The sequence below is a fragment of the Variovorax sp. GW821-FHT09A10 genome, assembly GCF_059418385.1.
The window spans coordinates 675,942-700,872 of record NZ_JBWKPT010000001.1 but is presented as its reverse complement, the minus strand read 5'-3'; the positions used below and the strand labels follow the sequence as shown (position 1 = coordinate 700,872).

23 protein-coding genes are annotated in these 24,931 nt (G+C 69.0%); 7 read left to right on the top strand and 16 right to left on the bottom strand.

The window, feature by feature from the left end; all coding sequences use genetic code 11:
* Nucleotides 1–191 precede the first annotated feature (191 nt).
* Genes AC07Q9_RS03345 through AC07Q9_RS03330 form a run of 4 tightly spaced genes read right to left on the bottom strand, consistent with a single transcriptional unit; the run spans nucleotide 192 to nucleotide 4,871 of the window.
* On the bottom strand, nucleotides 192–1,418 hold the full coding sequence (locus AC07Q9_RS03345) for a M20 family metallopeptidase (RefSeq protein ID WP_495307361.1): 1,227 nt from the start codon (nucleotides 1,416–1,418) through the stop codon (nucleotides 192–194).
* A 23-nt stretch (nucleotides 1,419–1,441) separates the two neighbouring features.
* Nucleotides 1,442–3,229 (bottom strand): 2-oxo-4-hydroxy-4-carboxy-5-ureidoimidazoline decarboxylase, encoded by a 1,788-nt coding sequence (gene uraD, locus AC07Q9_RS03340; RefSeq protein WP_492677604.1) that lies wholly within the window; start codon nucleotides 3,227–3,229, stop codon nucleotides 1,442–1,444.
* A complete protein-coding gene (puuE, locus tag AC07Q9_RS03335) occupies nucleotides 3,226–4,188 on the bottom strand; it encodes an allantoinase PuuE (RefSeq protein WP_062480836.1) in 963 nt (320 codons plus the stop codon). The genes uraD and puuE overlap by 4 nt, the downstream gene beginning before the upstream one ends.
* Before the next feature lie 8 nt (nucleotides 4,189–4,196).
* Nucleotides 4,197–4,871, bottom strand: a complete 675-nt coding sequence (locus AC07Q9_RS03330; RefSeq protein WP_056574067.1) for a GntR family transcriptional regulator — start codon at nucleotides 4,869–4,871, stop codon at nucleotides 4,197–4,199.
* A 95-nt stretch (nucleotides 4,872–4,966) separates the two neighbouring features.
* Here AC07Q9_RS03330 and uraH point away from each other — a divergent pair, with 95 nt between their 5' ends.
* Nucleotides 4,967–5,317, top strand: a complete 351-nt coding sequence (gene uraH, locus AC07Q9_RS03325) for a hydroxyisourate hydrolase (RefSeq protein ID WP_070061690.1) — start codon at nucleotides 4,967–4,969, stop codon at nucleotides 5,315–5,317.
* A gap of 2 nt (nucleotides 5,318–5,319) precedes the next feature.
* Here the strand turns inward: uraH and AC07Q9_RS03320 are convergent, their stop codons facing one another.
* Entirely contained in the window at nucleotides 5,320–5,823 is a 504-nt protein-coding gene (locus tag AC07Q9_RS03320; RefSeq protein ID WP_495307359.1) for a hypothetical protein, read from the bottom strand.
* 53 nt (nucleotides 5,824–5,876) lie between these two features.
* Between AC07Q9_RS03320 and xdhC the strand changes: the two genes are divergently transcribed.
* The 4 genes from xdhC (at nucleotide 5,877) to AC07Q9_RS03300 (ending at nucleotide 11,138) form a co-directional block, all read left to right on the top strand.
* Nucleotides 5,877–6,683 (top strand): xanthine dehydrogenase accessory protein XdhC, encoded by an 807-nt coding sequence (xdhC, locus tag AC07Q9_RS03315; protein ID WP_495307357.1) that lies wholly within the window; start codon nucleotides 5,877–5,879, stop codon nucleotides 6,681–6,683.
* A 215-nt stretch (nucleotides 6,684–6,898) separates the two neighbouring features.
* Complete coding sequence (locus AC07Q9_RS03310) at nucleotides 6,899–8,107, top strand: urate hydroxylase PuuD (protein WP_495307355.1); 1,209 nt, start codon at nucleotides 6,899–6,901, stop codon at nucleotides 8,105–8,107.
* A gap of 69 nt (nucleotides 8,108–8,176) precedes the next feature.
* The gene (locus AC07Q9_RS03305) at nucleotides 8,177–9,520 is read left to right on the top strand and encodes a glycerate kinase type-2 family protein (RefSeq protein ID WP_495307353.1); all 1,344 of its coding nucleotides are present in this window, start codon (nucleotides 8,177–8,179) and stop codon (nucleotides 9,518–9,520) included.
* 175 nt (nucleotides 9,521–9,695) lie between these two features.
* The gene (locus tag AC07Q9_RS03300; protein ID WP_062480847.1) at nucleotides 9,696–11,138 is read left to right on the top strand and encodes an NAD-dependent succinate-semialdehyde dehydrogenase; all 1,443 of its coding nucleotides are present in this window, start codon (nucleotides 9,696–9,698) and stop codon (nucleotides 11,136–11,138) included.
* Nucleotides 11,139–11,228: 90 nt separating this feature from the next.
* Here AC07Q9_RS03300 and AC07Q9_RS03295 read toward each other — a convergent pair whose 3' ends face one another.
* From AC07Q9_RS03295 to AC07Q9_RS03265, 7 genes are all read right to left on the bottom strand, one after another.
* Nucleotides 11,229–11,807, bottom strand: a complete 579-nt coding sequence (locus tag AC07Q9_RS03295) for a 2OG-Fe(II) oxygenase (RefSeq protein WP_495307351.1) — start codon at nucleotides 11,805–11,807, stop codon at nucleotides 11,229–11,231.
* Nucleotides 11,794–12,411, bottom strand: coding sequence for an NIF family HAD-type phosphatase (locus tag AC07Q9_RS03290; protein ID WP_495307350.1), 618 nt, complete (start codon nucleotides 12,409–12,411; stop codon nucleotides 11,794–11,796). Before AC07Q9_RS03290 ends, AC07Q9_RS03295 begins: the two co-directional genes overlap by 14 nt.
* A gap of 167 nt (nucleotides 12,412–12,578) precedes the next feature.
* Entirely contained in the window at nucleotides 12,579–13,295 is a 717-nt protein-coding gene (locus AC07Q9_RS03285) for an MgtC/SapB family protein (RefSeq protein ID WP_062480849.1), read from the bottom strand.
* Nucleotides 13,296–13,383: 88 nt separating this feature from the next.
* Nucleotides 13,384–16,149 carry a magnesium-translocating P-type ATPase gene (mgtA, locus tag AC07Q9_RS03280; protein WP_495307348.1) on the bottom strand — a complete coding sequence of 922 codons (2,766 nt, stop codon included), beginning with the start codon at nucleotides 16,147–16,149 and terminating at the stop codon, nucleotides 13,384–13,386.
* A 24-nt stretch (nucleotides 16,150–16,173) separates the two neighbouring features.
* On the bottom strand, nucleotides 16,174–16,917 hold the full coding sequence (locus AC07Q9_RS03275) for a PA4824 family protein (RefSeq protein WP_495307346.1): 744 nt from the start codon (nucleotides 16,915–16,917) through the stop codon (nucleotides 16,174–16,176).
* 220 nt (nucleotides 16,918–17,137) lie between these two features.
* Nucleotides 17,138–17,353: a hypothetical protein gene (locus tag AC07Q9_RS03270; protein ID WP_493194254.1), complete on the bottom strand. Its 216-nt coding sequence runs from the start codon at nucleotides 17,351–17,353 to the stop codon at nucleotides 17,138–17,140.
* 289 nt (nucleotides 17,354–17,642) lie between these two features.
* Complete coding sequence (locus AC07Q9_RS03265; protein WP_495307345.1) at nucleotides 17,643–17,867, bottom strand: hypothetical protein; 225 nt, start codon at nucleotides 17,865–17,867, stop codon at nucleotides 17,643–17,645.
* A 254-nt stretch (nucleotides 17,868–18,121) separates the two neighbouring features.
* Here AC07Q9_RS03265 and AC07Q9_RS03260 point away from each other — a divergent pair, with 254 nt between their 5' ends.
* A complete protein-coding gene (locus AC07Q9_RS03260) occupies nucleotides 18,122–18,598 on the top strand; it encodes a low molecular weight protein-tyrosine-phosphatase (protein WP_495307344.1) in 477 nt (158 codons plus the stop codon).
* An 18-nt stretch (nucleotides 18,599–18,616) separates the two neighbouring features.
* Here AC07Q9_RS03260 and AC07Q9_RS03255 read toward each other — a convergent pair whose 3' ends face one another.
* The 4 genes from AC07Q9_RS03255 to AC07Q9_RS03240 are packed head-to-tail and all read right to left on the bottom strand — an operon-like array spanning nucleotide 18,617 to nucleotide 23,890.
* Entirely contained in the window at nucleotides 18,617–19,063 is a 447-nt protein-coding gene (locus AC07Q9_RS03255) for an acyl-CoA thioesterase (RefSeq protein WP_495307343.1), read from the bottom strand.
* 20 nt (nucleotides 19,064–19,083) lie between these two features.
* Entirely contained in the window at nucleotides 19,084–20,076 is a 993-nt protein-coding gene (locus tag AC07Q9_RS03250; RefSeq protein WP_495307341.1) for a Bug family tripartite tricarboxylate transporter substrate binding protein, read from the bottom strand.
* A 14-nt stretch (nucleotides 20,077–20,090) separates the two neighbouring features.
* On the bottom strand, nucleotides 20,091–21,713 hold the full coding sequence (locus AC07Q9_RS03245) for an indolepyruvate oxidoreductase subunit beta family protein (RefSeq protein ID WP_495307340.1): 1,623 nt from the start codon (nucleotides 21,711–21,713) through the stop codon (nucleotides 20,091–20,093).
* A gap of 17 nt (nucleotides 21,714–21,730) precedes the next feature.
* Complete coding sequence (locus AC07Q9_RS03240) at nucleotides 21,731–23,890, bottom strand: thiamine pyrophosphate-dependent enzyme (protein WP_095946756.1); 2,160 nt, start codon at nucleotides 23,888–23,890, stop codon at nucleotides 21,731–21,733.
* A gap of 87 nt (nucleotides 23,891–23,977) precedes the next feature.
* Between AC07Q9_RS03240 and AC07Q9_RS03235 the strand changes: the two genes are divergently transcribed.
* Nucleotides 23,978–24,892 (top strand): LysR family transcriptional regulator, encoded by a 915-nt coding sequence (locus AC07Q9_RS03235; protein ID WP_495301277.1) that lies wholly within the window; start codon nucleotides 23,978–23,980, stop codon nucleotides 24,890–24,892.
* Nucleotides 24,893–24,931: the final 39 nt, after the last annotated feature.

Here is a 24,931-nt window from a genome sequence, read left to right as displayed (position 1 = left end):
CGTGCACGGCGGCGGCAGCCAGGATGGCCGACGGGAGAGCGCGCAGGAATGGAGGCATGGCGTACGGGGTGAAGGAGGGTGCCTTCCAGATGGGCAATCCGGCGCCAGCCCTTACGGGACAAGGCCTCGCGGAGTTGTTCCGCGAGTTTTCCATAAGCTTGTCCCCGGTTGCCGGGGACAAATCACGAGGGTCAGGCCAGCAGGTCGCTGAGCGTGCGCGCCACCACCTTGGTCGCGCGGCGCAGGTCTTCGAGCACCACGCGCTCGTCGCTGCGCTTGGCGTGCGACTCGAGCACGGTGCGCGGGCCGGCGCCGTAGATCACGCCGGGAATGCCGGCTTCGACGTACAGGCGCACGTCGGTGTACAGCGGCGTGCCCATGGCCTTGATGGGCTCGCCGAACAGCTCGCCGCCGTGCTTCTGGATCGCGTCGACCAGCGGTTGGTTGCCGGCCAGCGGCTTCATGGAGTTGGCGAGCAGCATGCGCTTGATCTCGACCGTGATGCCCGCGCTTTCGGCGGCGGCATCGGCGATCACCTGGCGGATGTTGGCCTCGACCTCGACCGGGTTCTCTTCGGGGATCATGCGGCGGTCGAGCTTGAACACGACCTTGCCGGGCACGACGTTGGTGTTGGTGCCGCCCTCGATGCGGCCCACGTTCAGGTACGGGTGCGTGATGCCCTCGACCTTCGACGTGACTTGCTGGTAGAGCGTGTTCTGCGCATACAGCGCGTTCAGGATCTTGGTGGCGCCCTGCAGCGCGTCGATGCCGGTGGTGGGCACGGCGGCGTGGGCCATCTTGCCGTGCACGGTGACTTCCATCTGCAGGCAGCCGTTGTGGGCGGTGACCACTTCGTAGCTGAAGCCGGCCGCGATCATGAGGTCGGGCTTGGTCAGGCCCTTCTCGAGCAGCCAGCCCGGGCCGAGGATGCCGCCGAACTCTTCGTCGTAGGTGAAGTGCAGCTCGATGCTGCCCTTTGTGGGCTTGGCCACGGCCTCGAGCGCGCGCAGCGCGAAGGTGAAGCTGGCGAAGTCGCTCTTGCTGACGGCGGCGGCGCGGCCGTACAGGCTGCCATCGACGATCTCGCCGCCGTAGGGGTCGTGCGTCCAGCCTTCACCGGGCGGCACCACGTCGCCGTGGGCGTTGAGCGCGACGGTACGGCCACCGTTGCCGTATTTGCGGCGCACGATCAGGTTGGTGATCGATTCGAGGCCGTAGTCCTTCACCTCTTGCGCGGGCACGGCGTGCTTCTCGGCGTCGAGGCCGAAGTCCTTCAGCAGCTCGGCGGTGCGCTCGGCGTGCGGCGCGTTGTTGCCGGGCGGCGTGTCGGTGGGCACCTGCACCAGTTGCTGCAGGAATTGCACTTCCTCGTCGAAGTGGGCGTCGATCCAGGCGTCGAGTTTGGCGTAGTCGGTCATGGTGGTTGTTCTTGTGGGGGCGGTCAGTGGGCTTGTTCGGCGGCGAGGTTGTCCAGCAGCAGTTGGAATGCTTGCACGGCCAATTGGATGTCGTCGTTGGTGCTCGACTCGAGCGGGTTGTGGCTGATGCCCGAGTTGATGCCGCGCACGAAGAGCATGGCCTGCGGCATCACCTCGTGCAGCTTCATCGCGTCGTGGCCGGCGCCGCTGGGCATGCGGAAGAGCGGAATGCCCAGCGCGTCGACGGCCTGTTCCCAGCGCTGCTGCCAGGCGGGTGCGCTCGGCGCGGCGGCGGCGCGCATGGTTTCCTCGAGCTCGTAGCGCACGCCGCGGCGTTCGCAGATGTCCTTCAGTGCAGCGACCACGTCGTTCGCCAGCGCGTCGCGCTGCGCGTTGTTGGGCGCGCGCAGGTCGAGGCTGAACTTGCAGCGGCCGGGCACGACGTTGATCGAGCCGCTGGGCACTTCGAGCATGCCCACGGTGCCGACCGAGTCGCCGTCTTTGGCGGCGCGCTGCTCGGTGTAGAGGATGAGTTCGGCCACGGCGGCGGCGGCGTCGCGGCGGCGGTCCATGGGCGTGGTGCCGGCGTGGCTGGCCATGCCGATGACTTCGCCCACGTAGCGCACGCTGCCGTTGATGGAGGTGACGATGCCCAGCGGCAGGTCGAGCTCGGTGAGCACGGGCCCCTGCTCGATGTGCACCTCGACGAAGCCGAGGTAGCGCGCGGGGTCGCGCTGGATCTTCGGAATGTCTTCTTCCTTCAGGCCGGCGTGCTGCATGGCCTCGCGCATGGTGATGCCGTCGGCGTCCTTCTGGTCGAGCCAGCGCTGGTCGAAGTGGCCGATGAGCGCGCCCGAGCCGAGGAAGGTGGCCTTGTAGCGCTGGCCTTCTTCTTCGGCGAAGCCGACGACTTCGAAGGCGAAGGGCAGGCGGCGGTTCTGGCGCTTGAGTTCGCGCACGCAGGCCATGGGCACGAAGATGCCCAGGCGGCCGTCGTACTTGCCGCCGTTGCGCACGGTGTCGTAGTGCGAGCCGGTGAGCAGGGTCTTGGCGTCAGGCTTGGCGCCTTCGTAGCGGCCGACCACGTTGCCCACGGCATCGATGTGCACGGAGTCGAAGCCGCAGTCACGCATCCAGCCCGAGATGTCCGCGGCGCAGGCGCGGTGCGCGTCGGTCAGGTAGGTGACGGTGAGCTGGCCCTTCTCGGCATAGCCGGGGTCGGTGTGCACCGACAGCTGCTCCTGCCAGTCCCACACGTCGTTGCCGAGCGTGATGTCGGCGCCGAACTTGTCGTTCAGGCGGATTTCGGCGATGCGGTGGATGTTGCGCAGCGCCTCGCCGAGCTCGAAGCTCGGGTGGTTGTGCAGCCGTCGCGCGAAGGTCTCGATGATCTCGCGCTTGGCCAGGCCCGTGCCGCGCGGGCCGCGCACGGCCAGGATGAACGGGAAGCCGAACTTCGCGTTGTAGTCGGCGTTGAGCTTCTGGATCTGCGCGAACTCTTCAGGCGTGCAGTCGGTCAGGCCGGCCTTGTTCTGCTCGTTGGTCGACTCGGCGGTGAGCGTCTTGCTGACCATGGCCTTGCCGGCGAGCTCGGGGTGGGCGCGGATCAGGCCGATCTGCTCATCGGCCGACGACGCGGCCAACGCCTGTACCAGCGCGTGCTTCAGATGCGCGAGCGAGCGGAAGGGGCGCTGCACCAGCGCGCGCTGCGCGATCCAGGGCGAGTGTTCGTACACGCCGTCGAGCATGGCGACGGCAGCGGCCGGCCCCGCGGCGTTGAGTTGGGCGAGGGTGAGGAGAGGGGTGCTCATGATGCGGCTCCGGCTTCGAAGGGGTGCGCCTGCTTCCAGTGGCGTGCGATGTCGACGCGGCGGCAGACCCAGACCTTGTCGTGCGTGGCGATGTGGTCGAGGAAGCGCTGCAGCGCCGTGATGCGGCCGGGGCGGCCGAGCAGGCGGCAGTGCATGCCGATGCTCATCATCTTGGGGCTGTCGTCGCCGTTCGGGTCGCCTTCGGCGTACAGCGCGTCGAAGGTGTCCTTCATGTACTGGAAGAACGGGTCGGCGTGCGAGTAGCCCTGCGGCAGCGCAAAGCGCATGTCGTTGCAGTCGAGCGTGTAGGGCACGATGAGCTGCGGCACGACGCTGCCGTCGGTCTTTTGCACCTTCATCCAGAAGGGCAGGTCGTCGCCGTAGTAGTCGCTGTCGTACTCGAAGCCGCCGTAGTCGGCCACGAGGCGGCGCGTGCGCGGGCTGTCGCGGCCGGTGTACCAGCCGAGCGCGCGCTCGCCGGTGAGCTTTTCGATGGCTTCCATGCCCAGGCGCATGTGCTCGCGCTCGGTGGCTTCATCGAGGTTCTGGTAGTGAATCCAGCGCCAGCCGTGGCAGGCGATCTCGTGGCCGAGTTCCTTGAAGGCGGCGGTGAGCTCGGGGTAGCGCTGCAGTGCCATGCCCACGCCGAAGACGGTGAGCGGCAGGCCGCGCTTTTCGAACTCGCGCAGGATGCGCCACACGCCGGCGCGCGAGCCGTACTCGTAGATGCCTTCCATGCTGATGTGCCGGTCGGGGAAGCTCGCCGGGTTGAACATCTCGGACAGGAACTGCTCGGAGCCCGCGTCGCCGTGCAACGTGGCGTTCTCGCCGCCTTCTTCGTAGTTGAGGACGAACTGCACCGCCACGCGCGCGCCGCCGGGCCAGCGGGCGTGGGGCGGGTTGCGGCCGTAGCCGATCAGGTCGCGCGGGTAGGGCAGGGTGGTGTCGTAGACGGTCATGGTGTGGATCAGGACAGCGCGAGGGAGATGTCGTTGGTCGGGACCTTGCGGTCGAAGGTGAGGTTGGCCTCGACGTGTTCCAGGTGCTCGGTCATGAGGCGCACAGCGAGTTCCTCGTCGCGCGCGGCCAGCGCCTTCACGATGTCGGCGTGCTCGTCGTTGGAGTGCTCGGCGGCGCTGGTGCTCTGGTACATGAGCGTGATGAGGGCGCAGCGCGAGATCAGCTCGCCCAGAATTTGCGCCAGCACCTGGTTGCCCATGAGCTCGGCCATGCGCACGTGGAAGTCGCCCAGCAGTTCGGTGCGGCCCGACACGTCTTCGCCGCCGACGGCCGATTTCTCGAGCGCCACGTGCTCCTTGAGCGCCTTGATCTTGGCGGGCGTGACGCTGCGCACGAAGGCGCGGGTCATTTCGGCCTCGAGCATGCGGCGCACGGCGAACACCTGCTTGGCCTCGTCGACGGCGGGCGCGGCCACGAAGGCGCCGCGCGCCGGCTCGAGCCGGATCAGCTTGTTCTGCGAGAGCTGGAACAGCGCCTGGCGCACCAAGGTGCGCGACACGCCGAAGTGATCGGCCAGCTTCTGCTCGGCGAGCTTGGTGCCGGGCTGAAGGCGGTGCTCGACGATGGCCTTCGTGAGGGCATCGACGATCGAACGGGTGGTGGAGGACTCCATGTTTTTCATGATAGACCCAAAGCCGGTAACTGTATACACTTTTGTCCACCGGAATTTCCCGCACCCCGATCTCACCGATTCGACACCCCTTTGAAGGAGGCCCCATGGGCTTGAGCACTCACGTACTGGACACGATGCACGGCGGCCCCGCGGCCGGCATGGAGGTGGCGCTGTACACCACCGACGGCGACGCCGCGACGCTGGTGAAGCGCTTCACGCTGAATTCGGACGGCCGCAGCGACGGCCCGCTCTACGACAACAACTCGATCAAGGTCGGCACCTATCGGCTGGTGTTCGACGTGGCGGGTTATTTCAAGGCCCGCGGCGTGACGCTGCCGGAGCCGAATTTCCTGAACAAGGTGGCGCTGGACTTCGGCGTGGCGCACACCGACCAGCACTACCACGTGCCCTTGCTCGTGAGCCCGTGGAGCTACTCCACCTATCGGGGCTCCTGAGGTCAGTCCCCTTGTTGCTGTCCTTCGGTCAGGGTGTCGAGCTGGAAGCGCCCGCTCTTGTCCCACAGCCAGGTGTCGGTCCACGTGACTGCGCCCAGGCGCTGGGCGGGCGGGAAGGGCGCGGCCTGCAGCACGGCGCGCTCGATCTCGGCGATCACCTCGGGCGCGTGCTTGGGCGCGCGCAGCCAGTGCATCGAGACCACCTTGCCGCCGGTGTCCAGGTTCACCTGCAGCGTGCCGACCGCGTACAGCAGCGGCGGCATCTGGCCCTTGTAGATGCGCGAGGGGTTGGCGTTGTAGATGTGGCGTGCGGCGTCGCGGCGGTAGTCGCGCGCGGTGGCCGCACTGGAGGCGCGCGGCGCGGGCCCGCTGCCCTGTGCGTTGCTGGCGCCGCTCAGCTGGCCGGGCACCGAGCCCGTCGAGCCGCAGCCGGCGAGCCACAAGGCGGAAAGAACAGTGGCGGCCCAGGCGAGGCGGCGCGGCGTAAGCTGGCGGTTCGTCATCATCGCCGGGGTTATACCGTGAGTCGTTGCGGGCCAGGCAACCGAAGGTTTCGGGCATGAATGGTGCGGTTGATCAATTGCTGGCGCGTCTTCGCACCGAAGACGCGGTTCTGGTGCGCGTCGAATCGACGCAGGGCTCGGCCCCGCGCGAGGCCGGCACCTGGATGGCCGTGTGGGCCGACGGGCTCACGGCCACCATCGGCGGCGGCCAGCTCGAGTTCCAGGCCACGCAGGAAGCGCGCGAGATCCTGGCCGGCACGCGCAGCCTCGACGGCGTGCAGCGCTACCCGCTGGGCCCGAGCCTGGGCCAGTGCTGCGGCGGCGTGATGTTCCTGACCTACCGTCGCATCGGCGCGGCCGACGCGCCCGCGCTGCAAAAAGAACTGGTCGCGCAGCTCGAACCCGTGGCGCTGTTCGGCGGCGGCCATGTGGGCGCCGCGCTGGCGCGCCTGCTGGCCGTGCTGCCGTTCTCGGTGCGCTGGATCGACAGCCGCGACGGCGTGTTCCCCGACGCACTGCCCGCGCAGATCGACACCGAGCACTCCGAGCCCGTGCAGGACGCGGTGGCCGCGCTCGCGCCCGGCAGCCGCGTGCTGATCGTGAGCTTCAGCCATGCCGAAGACCTGGACATCGTCATCGCCTGCCTGAAGCGCCTGCGCGCGCGCAACGACCTGCCCTACATCGGCCTCATCGGCAGCAAGACCAAATGGGCCACCTTCCGCCACCGGCTGGAGGCGCGCGGCTTCACGGCTGACGAGCTGGCGCGCGTCACCTGCCCGATCGGCGTGCCCGGCATCACGGGCAAGGAACCCGAGGTGATCGCGGTGGCCGTGGCGGCACAGTTGTTGCAATCGCTGGGCTGAACAGGGTTTTCCCTTGGCGACGACGCCGCAAATAGCATCCCGCCTCGTGCCAAAACTGTATACACTTTCGGTCCACAACAAGCCGCAGCGGAGCGAGGTCCATTTCAACGGACCTGCGTTCGCGGCACTTTCTCTGCTTACAGCGCCCGCGGTGGTGAGCAGGCTGAAACCCCTCCTTGGCGCCCCCACGCGCCGACAGGGTTGAGAGAGAGCACATGGAAAGCTATTACCTCGACTGGGCCAACCTGCTGCTGCGCTGGGTCCACGTCATCACCGCCATCGCATGGATCGGCGCCTCCTTCTACTTCGTGATGCTGGACAACAGCCTCGAGAAGCCGCAGGACCAGGAGTCGCTCGACAAGGGCGTGGGCGGCGAGCAATGGGCCGTGCACGGCGGCGGCTTCTACAACAGCCAGAAGTACGCGCTGGCGCCCAAGAAGCTGCCCGACCACCTGCACTGGTCGTACTGGGAAAGCTACTCGACCTGGCTCACGGGCTTTGCGCTGTTCACGATGTCGTACCTGTGGAACGCGAGCACGTACCTCATCGACAAGAGCAAGATGGACTGGCAGCCCGGCGCCGCCATTGCCGTGGCGCTGGCCTTCTTCGTCGTGTTCTGGATGGTCTACGACGGCATCTGCCAGATCTTCGGGCGCCGCAAGCACGGCGACACCATCGTGGGCGTGCTGATCGCGATCTTCATCGCCTTCGCGACCTGGCTGGCCTGCCAGTGGTTCGCGGGCCGCGCGGCCTTCCTGCTGGTGGGCGCCATGATGGCCACCACCATGAGCGGCAACGTGTTCTTCTGGATCATCCCCGGCCAGCGCAAGAACGTGAAGGCGCTGCGCGAAGGCCGCCCGGTCGACCCGGTGCACGGCCAGCGCGGCAAGCAGCGCAGCGTGCACAACACCTACTTCACGCTGCCGGTGCTGTTCGCGATGCTGAGCAACCACTACAGCTTCACCTACACGCACAAGTACAACTGGATCGTGCTGCTGCTGATCATGCTCGGCGGCGCGGCCATCCGGCAGTTCTTCGTGGTGCGCCACCGCTTCAAGCTGGGCAACGCGGGCAACCCGCTGCCCTACGCCATGGTCGGCATCGCGGTGCTGGGCCTGACCATCGTGTGGATGAAGCCCGAGCCGGCCGCGCCCGTGGCTGCCACCACCCAGGCCGCGCCCGCCGTGGCTTTCCAGGACGTGCAGAAGGTGCTCGAGCAGCGCTGCTTCATGTGCCACGGCGCGGCCGTGCAGATGAAGAACGTGCGCGTCGACACGCCCGACCAGGTGGCGGCGCACGCCCAGGCGATCTACCAGCAGGTCGTGGTGACCAAGATCATGCCGATGAACAACGCGACCCACATCACCGACGAAGAGCGGGCGTTGATCAGCCGCTGGTTCCAGGCCGGCGCCAAGACGAACTAGAGGCGCAGCGGCCTGCCAGGGCGGGCCGCCGGTCGTCGCACAATCGCCAACCGAGACAACACGCAAGCCATGACCGCATCGACCTCGCCCTCCGCAACCGCCGTTTCCGACCCGCGCGAAGCCCCGCGGGCCTTCCTCGAACACCTGTACCGCGTGGCGGTGGACCGCGCGCTGCCGCTGTCCACGCTGGGCGCGCACCTGCCCCAGCCGCCCAAGGGCCGCACCGTGGTGCTGGGCGCCGGCAAGGCCGGCGGCTCGATGGTGCAGGCGCTCGAAGCGCTGTGGCCGGCCGACGCGCCGCTGTCGGGCCTGGTCGTCACGCGCTATGACCACATTCCGCCGCGCCCCGCAGGCGTGCCGCAGCGCATCGAGCTCGTCGAGGCCGCGCACCCCGTGCCCGACGCGGCCGGCCAGCAGGCGGCCGAGCGTATCCTGGCGCTCACGCAGGGCCTCACGGCCGACGACCTCGTGCTGTGCCTCATCTCCGGCGGCGGCTCGTCGCTGCTGGTGCTGCCGGCCGAGGGCCTCACGCTGGCCGACAAGCAGCGCATCAACAAGCAGTTGCTCGACAGCGGCGCCCACATCGGCGAGATGAACTGCGTGCGCAAGCACCTGTCGCGCATCAAGGGCGGCCGGCTCGCGGCGGCCTGCGCGCCGGCGCGCGTGGTCACGCTCACCATCAGCGACGTGCCCGGCGACGACCCGGCCGTGATCGCCAGCGGCCCCACCGTGCCCGACGCCACCACCTGCGCCGACGCGCTGGCCATCCTCGACCGCTACGGCATCGAGGTGCCGGCGCCCGTGCGCGCGCAGCTCGCCAGCGGCGCGCTCGAAACCCCCAAGCCCGACGACGCCGCGTTCGCCGGCCACAGCACCCACCTCATCGCCACGCCGCAGCAGTCGCTCGAAGCCGCCGCCGCGGCCGCGCGCGCCGCCGGCATCGGCGTGCACGTGCTGAGCGACGAAATGGAAGGCGAATCGCGCGAAGTGGGCAAGGTGCATGCGGCGCTCGCCCGCGCCGTGGCCCTGCGCGGCGAGCCCTTCGCCCGGCCCTGCGTCATCCTGTCGGGCGGCGAGACCACGGTCACCATCCGTCCGCGCCAGCCCGGCCAGGCCAAGGGCCGCGGCGGGCGGGCCGGCGAGTTCTGCATGGGCCTGGCCGGCGCGCTCATGGGCCAGCCGCAGGTGTGGGCGCTGGCCGCCGACACCGACGGCATCGACGGCGTGGAAGACAACGCCGGCGCCTTCGTCACGCCCGACACCCTGGCGCGCGCCACGGCGCAGGGCAAGAAGCTGTCCGACCACCTCGACCGCAACGACGCCTACGGCTATTTCGACGCCATCGGCGACCTGTTCGTGACCGGTCCGACGAACACCAACGTCAACGACTTCCGCGCGATCCTCGTGCTGTAGGCGCGCCCCGGCCCCTGGCGGGGGCCGCCGGCAAGCTTTGTGAACTCAGGTTAATCTACGGCCCCGGCGGCGCTTGGCCGCCGTTGTCGCATGCGCACCCCCACGGGGTGCCGCGCCGCGCGCCCGATTTCCCGTTTCGTTTTCACCATCCAGTCCTCGAAGGAAAGAGTTCGCCATGACCGCCACCTACACCGACACCCGCCTGCTGATCGACGGCCAATGGGTCGACGCCGCCGACGGCAAGACGCTCGACGTGCTGAACCCCGCCACCGGCAAGGCCATCGGCAAGGTGGCGCACGCCAGCATCGTCGACCTCGACCGTGCCCTGGCCGCTGCCCAGCGCGGCTTCGAAGCCTGGCGCGACACGCCCGCCAACGAGCGCGCCGCCGTGATGCGCCGCGCCGCCGGCCTGATCCGCGAACGCGCCCTGGACATCGCCAAGCTGCTGACGCAGGAACAAGGCAAGCCGCTGGGCGAGGCCAAGGTCGAAATGATGGCCGCCGCCGACATCATCGAATGGTTCGCCGACGAAGGCCGCCGCGTGTACGGCCGCATCGTGCCCTCGCGCAACCTGGCCGCGCAGCAGCTGGTCATCAAGGAGCCGGTCGGCCCGGTCGCGGCCTTCACGCCGTGGAACTTCCCCGTCAACCAGATCGTGCGCAAGCTCGGCGCCGCACTGGCCACCGGCTGCTCCTTCCTGGTGAAGGCGCCCGAGGAAACCCCGGCCTCGCCGGCCGCGCTGCTCAAGGCCTTCGTCGACGCCGGCATTCCGGGCGGCGTGGTGGGCCTGGTGTTCGGCAACCCGGGCGAGATCTCGAGCTACCTCATCGCGCACCCGATCATCCGCAAGGTCACCTTCACCGGCTCGACCCCGGTGGGCAAGCAACTGGCCGCGCTGGCCGGCTCGCACATGAAGCGCGTCACGATGGAACTGGGCGGCCACGCCCCGGTGATCGTGGCCGAAGACGCCGACGTGGCGCTGGCCGTCAAGGCCGCCGGTGCCGCCAAGTTCCGCAACGCGGGCCAGGTCTGCATCTCGCCGACCCGCTTCCTGGTGCACAACAGCCTGCGCCATGAGTTCGCGAGCCTGCTGGTCAAGCATGCCGAAGGCCTGAAGATGGGCGACGGCCTGGTCGAAGGCACCAACCTCGGCCCGCTGGCCAACGCTCGCCGCCTCACGGCCATGGCCCATGTGCTGGAAGACGCGCGCAAGAAGGGCGCCACGGTCGCCACCGGCGGCGAACGCGTCGGCGACACCGGCAACTTCTTCGCGCCCACCGTCATCACCGACGTGCCGCTGGACGCCGACGTGTTCAACAACGAGCCCTTCGGCCCCATCGCCGCCATCCGCGGTTTCGACACGCTCGAAGAAGCCATCACCGAAGCCAACCGCCTGCCCTTCGGCCTGGCCGGTTATGCCTTCACCAAGTCGATCAAGAGCGCGCACCTGCTGAGCCAGAAGCTCGAGCTGGGCATGCTGTGGATCAACCAGCCCGCCACGCCCTCGCCGGAAATGCCGTTCGGCGGCGTGAAGGATTCGGGCTACGGTTCGGAAGGCGGCCCCGAGGCAATCGAGGCGTACCTGAACACCAAGGCGGTGTCGATCCTCGGCGTCTGAGCACGCCGACTCTCGCTTCGCCTCACCGACAGGGGCGGCTTCGCTGAAAGGCGAAGCCGCCCTTTTTCTTGGGCCGACGCAGGAGATGATTCAGCGAAACATGACGTCGGAGCGCAAGGCGTACTTGATGCCTTGCGTGACTTCCGCGCCTTCGTGCAACAGGCCGTGCTTGAAGACCAACGCCATGCCCGCCTGTCCGCTCACTTTGATGCTTTCGAAACGGGTTGCGCCGCCGAGGTAGCCATCGTTGAGGTAGATCATGTACGTGAGCAGACTGATCTCCCCGGTGTCACGGCGAAAGGGGGTATCCGCGTGCCAGCGAAAGCGTTGCCCGGGACGGTAGCGATACAAGCGGAATCGCTCGTTCAAACCGACCGCGCGTCGCTCGCCCAACGCGGAGGGCAGCGAGTGCCGTGAACGTTCAAAGAGATCCGAGGCCAGTGAAAGATCGTCGAAGACATGGCGGTCATTGTTTCGAGTCTCTTCCGATACCCGTGGGCCGCCGGGCGCCTGAATGGGCGCGGCTTCAAACCCCCCATTCTCGGCGCCTCGGATCAGTGTGTTGCACTCGGCGTGGGTCAACAGCGATTCGATGACGAAGATGCCTGGCGCGAGCTCGGTGGACTTCGCCGCGGGCATTCGCGCGGCAGGAGATTCAGGCGCTTCCACTGTGCGGTGCTCCTTGATGAGGTGAATCCGGTGTCGGCAGCGCGCCATGGGTGGCATCGGACGCGAGACCTTCCCTCCATCTGCGTTTCTCGACCGACCGTACGTTGGGGACGTCTGCGAGAGTCGCCAGATACCGAGCGAGCAACGGCAGCTCTGCGTCGTCGCGTTCGCCGAGAAATTCGCGCACCGTCACGAGGTTGCCGTAGCTGCGCGCGTACTTCGCAGGCGTGTCGTCCACTGCGATGATCGATGCCAGCGAATAGCCCCGCGACTTGAGCTTTTGCAGATTCTTGACGGTCTGGTAGCCACCCGTGACCCAATCGCGTGTCGTGGTGCACCGTGCACTCGACCAGACGAAGGCGAGCTTGTCTTGCGGAAAGATCCTGCTGACGATTTCTCCGGCGTAGGTCTCGCCGGAGGCTGTCCACACGCCGACTTCAAAGTGCGCGAAGACCTGCTGGAGAAAGTCGGCCAGATGAGGACGCAGATAGACGTGATAGGGGCCGACCCGGAAATCTTCCGGGTGCGCCAATGGCGTCTCCGTCGCGTGAACCAAGGTTTCATCCAGGTCCAGTACCAGGAGCTTGGGTGTTTTCGGCGTCACGGATGCGCGCGTGTCGGTGCGTTGAATGGTCTTGTCCGGCCTACCGTTTGAGCAGACCGTGCGCTGCGAGGCGCGGGAACGACACGAGAGGCGGCGAGGCTGTCCATGGCGGTTCGAAAAAGAGGTGGCTCGAACGCGAAGGATAGTCTGTCGGCTTCGGCGGGCGCCTAATCCTCCGCGCTGGCGTTCCAGAAGGCTTGCTGGACGCCTTCCAGCGTCTCCAGCTCCGCGATCACCTGGTCGAGTTCTTCGGGCTCGACCGCGGTGGCATACAGCGTTGCCGCAATCTCCGTGTCGGCCTGCCCGAAGGCGTGCTGGTCGATGTCGCGCACCGGGTAGTTCGCGGCTTCCAGCTGCACCAGCAGCTGGTCCATCACCTCGGGCCGCGCCGCGCGCGAACAGATCACGCGCACCGTGTAGGTCGCCTCGCTCGATTCCTCGTGCACCGGGCGGCGGTTGATGCGGTTCACCACCGGCCGCAGCAGCGTGTTGCTCGCCAGCACGAAGAGCGCGGCGATCAGTGCTTCGCCCAGCAGGTCGGCGCCTGCGCAGGCGCCCACCGCGGCCGACCCCCACAGCGTGGCGGCCGTGTTCAGGCCCGTGATGTTGGCGCCTTCCTTCATGATCGCGCCGGCGCCCAGAAAACCGATGCCCGAGACCACGTAGGCGACCACGCGCACCGCGCCGTCGGGGCCGCCCAGGCGGGCCGCCATGTCGACGAACACGGCGGCGCCCACGGCCACCAGCGTGTTGGTGCGCAGCCCCGCGGTGCGCTGGCGCACCTGGCGCTCGAAGCCGATCAGCGAGCCCAGCAGAAAGGCCGCGCCCACGCTGACCAGGGTGTCCAGCAGCGAGGGCAGGTTGATGTGGCGAATGGCTTCCATGCGTGATCCTCCTGATCCTCTGTGTGCGAAGCAGGGTAGCGGCCTTGTGTGACAGCCGCGACCCTGCGTCCGCCGGGTGGTTCTTGTCTTACTGCCAGCCGTACTTGCGCGCGTACCAGCCCTTCACGGCCTGCGTCAGCGTCGCGTAGCCGACCAGCATCAGCACCAGCCACGGGAAGTACGCGAGCGGCAGCGCCTGCAGCTTGAAGTAGTGCGCCAGTGGCCCCATCGGCAGCCAGATGCCCACGGCCGCAATGGCCGCGCCCATGGCCAGCAGCGGCCAGGCCGCGCGGCTTTGCAGGAACGGGATCTTGCGGGTGCGGATCAGGTGCACGATCAGCGTCTGCGACAGCAGGCCCTCGATGAACCAGCCCGACTGGAACAGCGTCTGGTGCTCCACCGAGTTGGCCGCGAACACGAACCACATCACGGTGTAGGTCAGGATGTCGAACACCGAGCTCAGCGGCCCGAAGAACACCATGAAGCGGCCCAGGTCGGCCGGGTTCCAGCGCTGCGGCGTCTTCAGGAATTCCTCGTCCACGTTGTCGAACGGGATCGCGATCTGCGACACGTCGTACAGCAGGTTCTGCACCAGCAGGTGCAGCGGCAGCATCGGCAAAAAGGGCAGGAAGGCACTGGCCACCAGCACCGAGAACACGTTGCCGAAGTTCGAGCTGGCCGTGATCTTGATGTACTTGAGCATGTTGGCGAAGGTGCGGCGGCCTTCGACCACGCCTTGCTCCAGCACCATGAGGCTCTTCTCGAGCAGGATGATGTCGGCCGATTCCTTGGCCACGTCCACCGCGCCGTCCACCGAGATGCCGATGTCGGCGGCGCGCAGCGCGGGCGCGTCGTTGATGCCGTCGCCCATGAAGCCGACCACGTGGCCGTTGGCATGCAGCGCCTGCACGATGCGTTCCTTGTGCGCGGGCGTGAGCTTGGCGAACACATGGCGCATTTCCACCACCTGCCGCAGCTCGGCCTCGTTCATGCGCTCGACCTCGTGGCCCAGCACCATGCGCCCGGCGTCGATGCCGACGTCGCCGCAGACCTTGCGCGTGACCAGTTCGTTGTCGCCGGTCAGCACCTTCACCGCCACGCCGTGTGCGGCCAGCGCCTGCAGCGCGGGCGCGGTCGATTCCTTCGGCGGATCGAGAAAGGCCACGTAGCCCAGCAGCGTGAGCCCCGCCTCGTCGGCCACGCTGTAGGCCGGCTTGCGTGCGTCGGCGTGCAGCGTGCGGCTGGCCACGGCCACCACGCGCAGGCCCTGGGCATTGAGCTCCGAGGCCACGCGGTGGATGCGCGCCATCACGTCGGCGTCGAGCGCGAGCACTTCGGCGCCGCGTTCGACCGAGGTGCACACCGACAGGATCTCTTCGAGCGCGCCCTTGCAGATCAGCAGGTGCTCGTCCTCGCCGTGCGCCACCACCACCGACATGCGGCGGCGCGAGAAGTCGAAGGGCACTTCGTCGACCTTGCGCCAGCCGGTCTGCAGCTGCGTGTCGAGCTGCACTTCGGCGTGGCTGAGCACGGCCTTGTCGAGCAGGTTCTTCAGCCCGGTCTGGTGAAAGCTGTTGAGGTAGGCCTGCTGCAGCACGTGGTCGGAGTCTTCGCCCCAGGCATTGGTGTGGCGTTCGAGCACGATGCGGTCCTGCGTGAGCGTGCCGGTCTTGTCGGTGCACAGCACGTCCATCGCGCCGAAGTTGTGGATGGCCTCGAGCCGCTTCACGATCACCTTCTGGCGCGACATCACGACCGCGCCCTTGGCCAGCGTGGCGGTCACGATCATCGGCAGCATCTCGGGCGTGAGGCCGACCGCGATCGACAGCGCGAACAGCGCGGCCTCCCACCAGTCGCCCTTGGTCACGCCGTTGATCACCAGCACCAGCGGCGCCATCACCAGCATGAAGCGGATCAGCAGCCAGCTCACGCGGTTGATGCCGGCCTGGAAGGCGGTGGTGCCGCGGTCGGTCGCGCTCACGCGCTGGGCCAGCGCGCCGAAGAAGGTGCGCTCGCCGGTGTGCACGATCACCGCGGTGGCGGTGCCGCTGATCACGTTGGTGCCCATGAACAGCAGGTTGTCGCGCTCCAGCACGCCGGCCTGGTGGTCGGCGGCGATGGCTGCGAACTTCTCCACCGGCATCGATTCGCCGGTGAGCGCCGACTGGCTGATGAACAGGTCTTTCGCCGAGAGCAGGCGCGCGTCGGCCGGGATCATGTCGCCCGCCGACAGCGCGATCACGTCGCCGGGCACGAGGTCGCGCATCGGCACTTCGATGCGTTGCGTGCCGGCGTGCGCGAGGTCGAAGCCCTCGTCACCGGCGCGGCCGGCCTTCTCGCCGGGCGCGGGGCGCAGCACCGTCGAGGTGTTGCTGACCATCGCCTTGAGCCGGTCGGCGGCCTTGTTGGAGCGCGACTCCTGCAGGAAGCGCAGCACGGTCGACAGCAGCACCATGCTGCCGATCACCACCGTGGCCTTCGTGTCCTCGGTGACGTAGGAGACCAGCGCCAGCACCGTCAGCAGCAGGTTGAAGGGGTTGCGGTAGCACTGCCACAGGTGGTTCCACCACGGCAGGGGCTGCTCGTGGCGCACCTCGTTGCTGCCCAGCCGCTTGCGCAGCGCCAGTGCGTGGGCTTCGGTGAGGCCCTGCGACGAGCTGTTCAGGCGCACCAGCACCTCGCCCGCGTCGGTGTGCGAGGCGGCGGCCAGCGCCTTGGCGATCTCGGGCGGCATCGCGGCCGAGCCGCGGTTGCTGGGCTTGGCGCTCAGCAGCGTCTGCCAGCGCTCGAAGTGATGCCGCATGTGGCGGCTGTGCAGGAAGCTCTCGAAAAAGGACTTCAGGACGTTCTTCATTGTTCTTCTCCTGTGTGGGGGCGCTCAGCGAGCGAACGCCCAGGTGAGGCCCAGCGTCCAGCCGCGCGGGCCGTCGTGGCGCAGGTCGCGGGCGTGGCTGAGATCGACGTTCAGGGCCGGCGTGGCCGCCCAGCGCAGGCCGGCGCGCCAGGCGTTGCGCCCGCCTTCGCGGAAGCGCTCGGCCACGAACGACAGCGCGGGCAGGGCGGCCCATTCGAGCGCCGCACCCGAGTGGCTGGTGCTCGGCTGCGCGCGATGGAAGTCGCGGCCCAGGTTCAGGTGGGCGCGCCAGGCGTCGTCGAACTGCCAGGTGACGGGGATCACCACGCTGCTGTCGGTAAAGCGCAGTGAGGCGTGGCCGGCATCGCTGCGTTGCCAGGTGGCCGAGGCCAGCACGCCGGTGCTCAGCGTGTCGGTGAGCGCGAAGGCCCATTTGATCTGCGGGCCGGCGCGCAGCGTGCGGCTGTCGGCGCCGCGCTCGCGTTCGAGGTTCAGGCCCAGCTCGACGGGGCCGACACGGCAGGCCGGACCGAGGTGCACGAGGCGCTGGCCACCCCAGGCCTCGATCTGGCACTGGCCCGGATCGAGGATGGCGGCGTCGTCCACCGAATGGTGTCCGCCGGCGGCGTGGGTCTGCGTGGCGGCCAGGCCGCACAAGGTGGCGAGCCACGCGCGGCTTGGCGCGGGGCGGCGGGAGGCAAAGGGGCGGGCGGTGGCGCGGGCGGCCGTGGCCGTCCATACGACACGCCGCAGGCGTTCGCGGGTCATGGGAGTTTCTCCTTCGGGTGCGGCGCGCCGCGAAGGAAGGAAACGCCCGTGGAGACTGCTTACTTACTCAGCAGCAGTCAGCCGGCGGGGCTCCTCCGCAGCGCGGCAGGCTGCGAGGTGAATGGGGGATCGATCGGGCAAGGAAGGCGGCGCGCAGCGGCGCAAGCAAGGGTCCGGGTCCATGAGGGCCTCCTGTTCTGTGGTGTGGCAGGGGCGGGCTTCAGCGGCGCGTGGTGCCGTGGCCGGGTGGGTCGAGCAGCAGGAAGAAGCTGCGGATGCGGCGCGTGGTCCACAGCGCGGCGGCGCGGTCCAGGGCCTGCTCGTCGTCGACGTGCGGCGCCGGGTTCACGCGCGCGGGCGCACCGGCGTGCGCCGACGGGCGACCGTGCGACGGTCGCACCTGCGGATGCAACGGACGAATCTGAAACTGGCGCATGACAAGGCTCCTTCACGCTGAAGGGCCTCGCGCACGGACGCACGCAAGCTGACTGACAAAGTCAGCGACGAAGAACAACGGGAATCGGTAGGGGGAGCCGCTTGCCCGAGGGGCAAGGGGTTCGCGCTGCGGACACGGCGGCCGCCAGCGCGGGAGCTGCCTGCGCTAGAGGGCCGGGGGTGTCACGCCTGCCGAGGCACGCGTCTTGTCACTGATCCAACTGGCACTGTCCACGCACGGGGCTCCGAAATGATGATTTCCGGATTGTTGCACCGCATCATTGTCAGCGTCAACCCTTGGCATGAAGCAACAGGCTGCGCCGGGGTGGCGCGAGGTGGAGGCGGGCGTCGTTCGCGCTGCGCTCGATGGGGCTCGGAAACCAGCGAAAGACGTTCGAGTCGCCGCGCCAGCCGTCGCTGAAGCGCACGAACAGAAAGCCCGACATCGCATTGCCCAGGTCGTCCACCGGAATGCCCGCGGCGCGCAGGGCCTCGACCTCTTGCGCGGCGCTCATGTCGAAGGGAAGTTTCAGTGTGATGCTCGCGCTGTGAAGACTGGGTCGGGGCATGGTGACCTCCTTTGCACTGACCAAGGGCCGTAGTGAAGCGCAAGGAGTTGTGTCAGGCGATACCGAAGATATGGGAGCTGTCCATTGGACAGAGAGGGTGCGATTCGCCCTCGCTCCCTCGTGGCATCCCCCGACCGGGGGATGCGGTGGGTAGGGTGGCCTATGCCGAATGCCTGCCCTCGTGCCTATAGTCGACGCGCATGAAACCAAGCACCCCCGCCATCCTGTTCGTGTGCACAGGGAACATCTGCCGCTCGCCGACCGCGCACGCGTTGCTGCTCCACAAGGCGCAGCGCGCAGGCTTCGCGGTGGAGGTCGACAGCGCCGCCATCTCCGACGAGGAGCGCGGCAATCCGCCCGATCCGCGCTCGGTGGCCGAGACCCTGCGGCGCGGCATCGAGATGCCCGCGCACCGTGCGCGCCAAGTGCATGCGGCCGACTTCGAGCGTTTCGACTGGCTCATCGGCATGACGCAGCAGCACTGCGCCGCGCTGCGCAGGCGTGCGCCCGCGGATGCGGCGCGCAAGGTGCGCCTGCTCTCGGAGTTCGCCGATGCCATCGGCGGTGACGTGCCCGACCCGTGGTACGGCGGCCACCAGGCCTTCATCGAGGCCTTCGACCTGATCGACCTCGGCGTGGAAGGCCTGCTCGCGCAGCTGCGTCGCGACGCGGCCTGAGCGGGCAGGCCGCGTGGTTCAACCCGTGCAGAGCGCCCGGATCGTCGGCGGAATCGGTACCGCGCGGATGCCGCCGCCTTCGCGCTTCGCCGCAAAGATCCGCACCTCTTCGCATTCGAGGATCAGGTCGTCGCCGCGCGTCACGCGGTAGGTCTGCACGAAGCTCTTGTCGCGCCATTCGGTGATGCGCACCGCGATCTGCAGCGTGTCGCCGTAGCTGGCCGCCTTGACGAAGCGCGTGTGCGTGTCGACCAGCGGCGTGCCGATCACGCCCAGGGTCTGGGCCGTTTCCTCCCAGCGCGGCACGCCGCACTCGGCGAAGAAGTGGCGCGAGGCCGCGTCGATCCAGCGGAAGAAATTGGGAAACCAGACGATGCCGGCCGGGTCGCAATCGCCGAACTCGACGCGTGCGGTGTAGGCGACTTCCTTGCCGGAAGCGTCGTGGAGAGAGGGAGTGCTGCTCATCCGTCGATTGTCCCGGCTGCTCAGTCCGCCTTGATGCCGCGCTCGCGGATCAGCGCGCCGAAGCGTTGCGAGTCTGCGGCGGCGCGGCGCTGGAAGTCGGCCGGCGTGCCCGGTGCCGGCTCGCCGCCGATGGCCGCGATGCGCTCCTTCACCGCCGGCAGCGCGAGCGCGCGGTTGATCTGCGTGTTGAGCTGCGCCACCACCTCGGGCGGCGTGCCGGCCGGCGCGTAGAAGCCGAACACCGTGTCGGCGTCGAAGCCGCGCAGGCCGGCCTCATCGAGCGTGGGCACGTCGGGGAACTGCGACGAGCGGTGCGGGCTGCCCACGGCCAGCAGCTTGAGCTTGCCGGCGCGCACCTGGTTCAGGGCAATGCCGGGGTCGAAGGCGTAGTCGATCTGGCCGGCCAGCAGGTCCTGCAATGCGGGCGCCGCGCCGCGGTAGGGCACGTGCAACGCGAACAGGCCGGCCTGGCTCTTGAACATCTCGCCCGCCAGGTGCGGCGAACTGCCGTTGCCCGGCGAGCCGTACGAGAGCTTGCCGGGGTTGGCCTTGAGGTAGGCCATGAACGACTTCACGTCGGTCGGCGGCAGCGAAGGCCGCGTGACCAGGAACACCAGCACGCGCGCGGCGGCGGCCACGGGCACCAGGTCCTTGGCGGGGTCGAAGCTCATGCGCGCATACAGGTGCGGGTTCACCGACACCATGCCGCCCGAGCTCATGAGCAGCGTGTAGCCGTCGGCCGCCGCACGCGCCACGGCCTCGCCGCCGACGTTGCCGTTGGCACCGCCGCGGTTCTCGATCACCACGGGCTGCTTCAGCGCTTCCTGCAGCGGCTGCGAGACGGCGCGCGCGAGCTGGTCGGCCGCGCCGCCGGCCGGGAAGTTGACGATCACCTTGATGGGCTTGGAAGGCCAGGTGTCGGCGTGCACGGCAGGCGCGCACAGGGCGGTGCTGGCCAACGCGAGCGCCAGCAGCAGGCGGCGCGATGAAGCGGGGGCGGAACGTGGGGTCATGGTTCTTTGTCTCCTCAGATCGTGGTCGTTGTCTTGGGCCGCTTCATCCAGCGGATGGGTTGCGCCTGCACCGGGCGCGGGGCGGCGCCGTGGCGCGTGAGCGCGGCGTCCAGCGCCTTGCCGCCTTCGTCGGCGAGCGCGGCCTCGCGTGCCGCGGCGATCGCCTCGGCACGCGCGGCGGGCTGCAGCGTGGCGCGGCCCGCGAGCTCGTCGATCACGTGCAGCAGGTTGTGCTTGCCGCGTTCGTTGGTGCTGCCGTAGCCCTTGATGAGCCGGCCGCACAGCGCCAGCTCGCGGCCCAGCGCCCAGTGCGTGCGCGTGCCGGTCTCGACGGCAGCGAGCCAGCGCTCGATCAGCGCTTGCTCTTCGGCAAAGCGGCTGCCGCGCCGGCGCAGCCAGGTGAGCGAGGCCAGCAGCCGCAGCGAGGCCATGCCCAGCACCGAGTGGCTGCCCACCTGCAGCGGCAGCGCCCAGGGCGCAAGCCCGCGCGACTGGCGGGCGCGGTCCCAAGCGGTGACGCGGCGCGCGAGCGACGGCGGCAGCAGCGCCGCGAACTCGGGCGCGCCGGGCTTGAAGTGGTCGAAGACCTTCACGAGGTCGTCGTCGCCCGCGCGCACTTCCTGGCGCACGCGCTGCGCGCGGCTGGCGCGGCCCTTCAGCGCGGCCACGCGCACGATGTCGTCGAAGGCCATCCACAGCGCCAGCCAGCGCGCCGTTTCGCGCGTGACCGCGAAGCCCTGCGCGCCCGACGGGTCGGCGGCGCGCTCGGCCTCGAGCACCCGCGCGAGGCGATCGGCGTACAGCGCGGCGTAGGCGCCGTCCTGGTAGTCGCGCACCCGTGCATGGCCCAGCGTGAGCATGTCGTGCACGGCCGGCGGAAAGCGGCGCGCCACGTCGTCGGGCAGGGGCTGCGGCGGCGGGGGCGCGTCGCGCGTGTCGTCGCCGGCCAGAACGCCCTGCACGAACGCGGCCTGGGCGCGCGGCGCGCGCACGGCCTCGAAGGCGGCGGCAAAGCCGCGCAGGCTGGCGGCGGCCATCTTGCCGAGCTTGTCGGGCGCGGCCTCGTCGCCGCCGCGCACCGCGCGCTCGTAGGCCTCGCGCGGAAACGGGAACAGGCCGCTGCCCGCGATCGCGCCCAGCATCACGGCACTGACCACCGTGCCGGCCTCGCGCGCCATGGCGCCCATGTCGAGCACGTGGTGCTCGCGGCTGAAGGCCTTGACCACGTCCAGCAGGCGCTGCGCGTCGGCGCGACCGTCGCCGGGCACCATGCGTTCGGCCGTGGTGAGCACGCGCGCCGACGAGCTGATGACCAGCGTGCGCAGCGGCGCGCTCATGCCGTTGCCGATCTGGCGCGTGGTCTCCAGCAGCTCCGACGAGACGATCGCGTCAAGCACGCCCGGCACCGGGCCCAGGCTGAACACCGGGCGCCGGCCGCCCAGCTGCACCATCGGCACCGGGAACACTTCGAGGTAGTAGGTGGTGGCGCCGGTGCGCTGCGCCACGCCGGGGATCGACGTGCTCTGCGCCGCGTAGCCCGCATGCCGCGCGGCGTCGACCAGCCATTCGGTGAGCACGCCGCCGCCTTCGCCGCCGAGGGCGCACACGAGCAGGGTGGTGGGACGGTTCTGTTCCATGTCTCTGTTCTTTCTTCTCAGGCCGGGCGCAGGGCGCCGACGATCGCGCTGCGCAGGCCGTGCAGCAGGCGTTCGTGCCACTTCGGGTTCTGCACCACCTCGGCGCGGTAAAAGCTCGGGCACAGCGTGGCCGCGTGCGCGTTGGCGCCGCACAGGCCGCAGCCCACGCAGCCGTCGATGACCACGGCCACCGGGTCGACCTTCAGCGGATCGGGGTTGTCCTTGAGCGTGAGCGTGGGGCAGCCCGACAGGCGGATGCAGGCGTGGTCGCCGTTGCACACGTCCTCGTCGACGCCGTACTTCACGCGCACCACCCGTTTGCCCTTCTTGAGCAGGCCGGCGATCCAGGGCTTGATGCGGCGCTGCCGCTCGAGCTGGCACTCGCCCTCGGCGATCACCACCTTCAGGCCGTTGAAGTCGCTCGTGAGCGCCTCGGTGAGCGTCTTGCGCATGCGCTCCACGTCGTAGGTGGTGACGGTGCGCATCCATTGCACGCCCAGGCCCTTCAGCGTGGCCTCGATGGTCTGGTTCTTGTCGACCAGGCTCTGCTGCTTGTCGACGGCGCGTTCCTTGATCTCGTCGTCGGGCGTGGAAATGATGTCCTGCGTGCCAGTGGCCGAGGTGTAGCCGTTCTTGAAGATCAGCAGCACCGCGTCGTCGTCGTTGAACAGCGCGCTCTGCACGCCCGTGAGCAGGCCGTTGTGCCAGAAGCCGCCGTCGCCCATGATCGACAGCGTGCGCCGGTTCATCATCGGTGCCACGCCCGCGCGGCTGGCCAGGCTCATGCCGTAGCCGAGGATCGAGTGGCCCATCGAAAACGGCTCGAAGGTGCCGAAGGCATGGCAACCGATGTCGGCCGCGATGTGCACCGGCCCGGTCTCCTGCTGCGCGAGCTTGAGCGCCGAGAACACCGGCCGCTCGGGGCAGCCGACGCAGAAGCTTGGCGGACGGTTGGGCAGCGGCGCATCGAGCCGGCGCGCCACCGCCTCACGGCGTTCGCGGTTGCCGGCCAGCCAGGCCTGCGCCGAGGCTGCCGCCTCGCTCGCGCCGAGGTAGCGTTCGGCAAAGGCCGCGAGGCCGCCCGACAGCACCTCCACGCCGTACTCGCCGGCCTGCGGCAGCAGGTCCTTGCCGTGCAGCGGCGTCTGGATGTCGCGCCGGCGCAGCAGGGTGGCGATGTCCTGCTCGATGTACTCGGGCTGGCCTTCTTCCACCACCAGCACCGCGCGCTTGCCCACGCAGAAGTCGGCCACCTGCTCGGGCACCAGCGGGTAGGTCACGTTGAGCACCAGGATCGGGATGTCGGTGTCGCCGAAGGCATCGGCCAGGCCCTGCTGCTGCAGGCTGCGGATCAGCGCGTTGTACAGCCCGCCCTGCACCACGATGCCCAGGTCGGGGTGGCGCCGGCCGGGCATCAGCTCGTTGAGGCCGTTGGCCACGATGTGGCGGCGCGCGGCCGGCATGCGCTCGTCGCCCTTGAGTTTTTCGTGGCGGAAGGTGACGGGCGGGTGCGCCAGGCGCATGTAGTCGAAGCCCGCGGGCTCGTCCATCAGCGCGCGCGTGGACACGGCGGGCGCGATGTTGTCCTTGCAGTCGAAGCTGCCGCGCACGTGGCAGGTGCGGATGCGCAGCTCCATCAGGCAGGGCATGTTCGAGGCCTCCGACAGCTGGAAGCCCTGCTCGACCATGCGCACCATCACGCCCAGGTCGGGCCGCGGATCGAGCAGGCACATGCTCGACTTGAGCGCGTAGGCGTGCGTGCGCTCCTGGATCACGCTGGCGCCTTCGCCGTAGTCTTCGCCCACCACGATCAGCACGCCACCGGTCACGCCGGGCGACGACAGGTTGGACAGCGCATCGGCCGCCACGTTGGTGCCGACGATCGACTTCCAGGTCACGGCGCCGCGCAGCGGGTAGTGGATGGACGCGCCGAGCATCGCCGCCGCCGAGGCCTCGTTGGAGCAGGCCTCGACGTGCACGCCCAGCTCGTCCATGTAGGCCTTGCCCTGCACCATGACGTCCAGCAGGTGCGACACCGGCGCGCCCTGGTAGCCGCCGACGTAGGCCACGCCCGACTGCAGCAGGCCCTTGGTGATCGCGAGGATGCCCTCGCCGTGGAAGGTGTCGCCCGCGCCCAGGCGCAGCATTTCCACTTCCTTGCTGAATGAAACTTCCATCGTGTCTCGTGCTTCTTGTCGTGGGGAGAACGCGGGAGTGTGGGCGGACCTGCGTCATACTTCAATGCAATGAGCCAGCTATCGAATATGAATGGTGTGCATATCGACGCGGTCGATCTCAACCTGCTGCGGTTGTTCGACGCCGTCTACCGCACCCGCAACGTGAGCCGCGCCGCCGAGGCCCTGGGCCTCACGCAACCGGCGGCCAGCCACGGCCTCACGCGGCTGCGCCTGCTGCTGGGCGACGCGCTGTTCACGCGCAGCCTGGGCGGCGTGGCGCCCACGCCGCGCGCCGAGCGGCTGGCGGTGCCCGTGCAGTCGGCGCTGGCCATGCTGCAGCAGGCGCTGGCCGAGCCCGAGCGCTTCGACCCGGCCGCGTCGCGCAAGCTCTTTCGCATCCACATGAGCGACATCGGCGAGGGGCGCTTTTTGCCCGCGCTGATGGCGCGGCTGCGCGAGCTGGCGCCGGGCGTGCGCGTGGAGACCATGCCGCTCGCGCCGGGCGAGATCGCCACCGCGCTGGACAGCGGCAGGGTCGACTTCGCCTTCGGCTTCCTGCCGCACGTGGAGGACACCCAGCGCACCCAGCTGCTGAAAGACCGCTACATCGTGCTGCTGCGCCACGACCACCCCTTCGTGAAGCGCCGGCGCAGCGGCCAGGCGCTGCTCGCGGCGCTGCACGAGCTCGACTACGTGGCCGTGCGCACCCACGCCGACACGCTGCGCATCCTGCAGCTGCTGAACCTCGAAGACCGCCTGCGCCTGACGACCGAGCACTTCATGGTGCTGCCGGCCATCGTGCGCGCCACCGACCTGGCGGTGGTGATGCCGCGCAACATCGCGCGCGGCTTCGCGGCCGAGGGCGGCTACGCCATCGTCGAGCCGCCGTTTCCGCTGCGCGACTTCACCGTGTCACTGCACTGGAGCAAGCGCTTCGAGGCCGACCCGGGCAATCGCTGGTTGCGGCAGGTGATCGTGGCGTTGTTCTCGGAAAAGGCCTGAAGCGGCGGCGTCCGATTCATGTGGTGGTCAGGTTGGGCG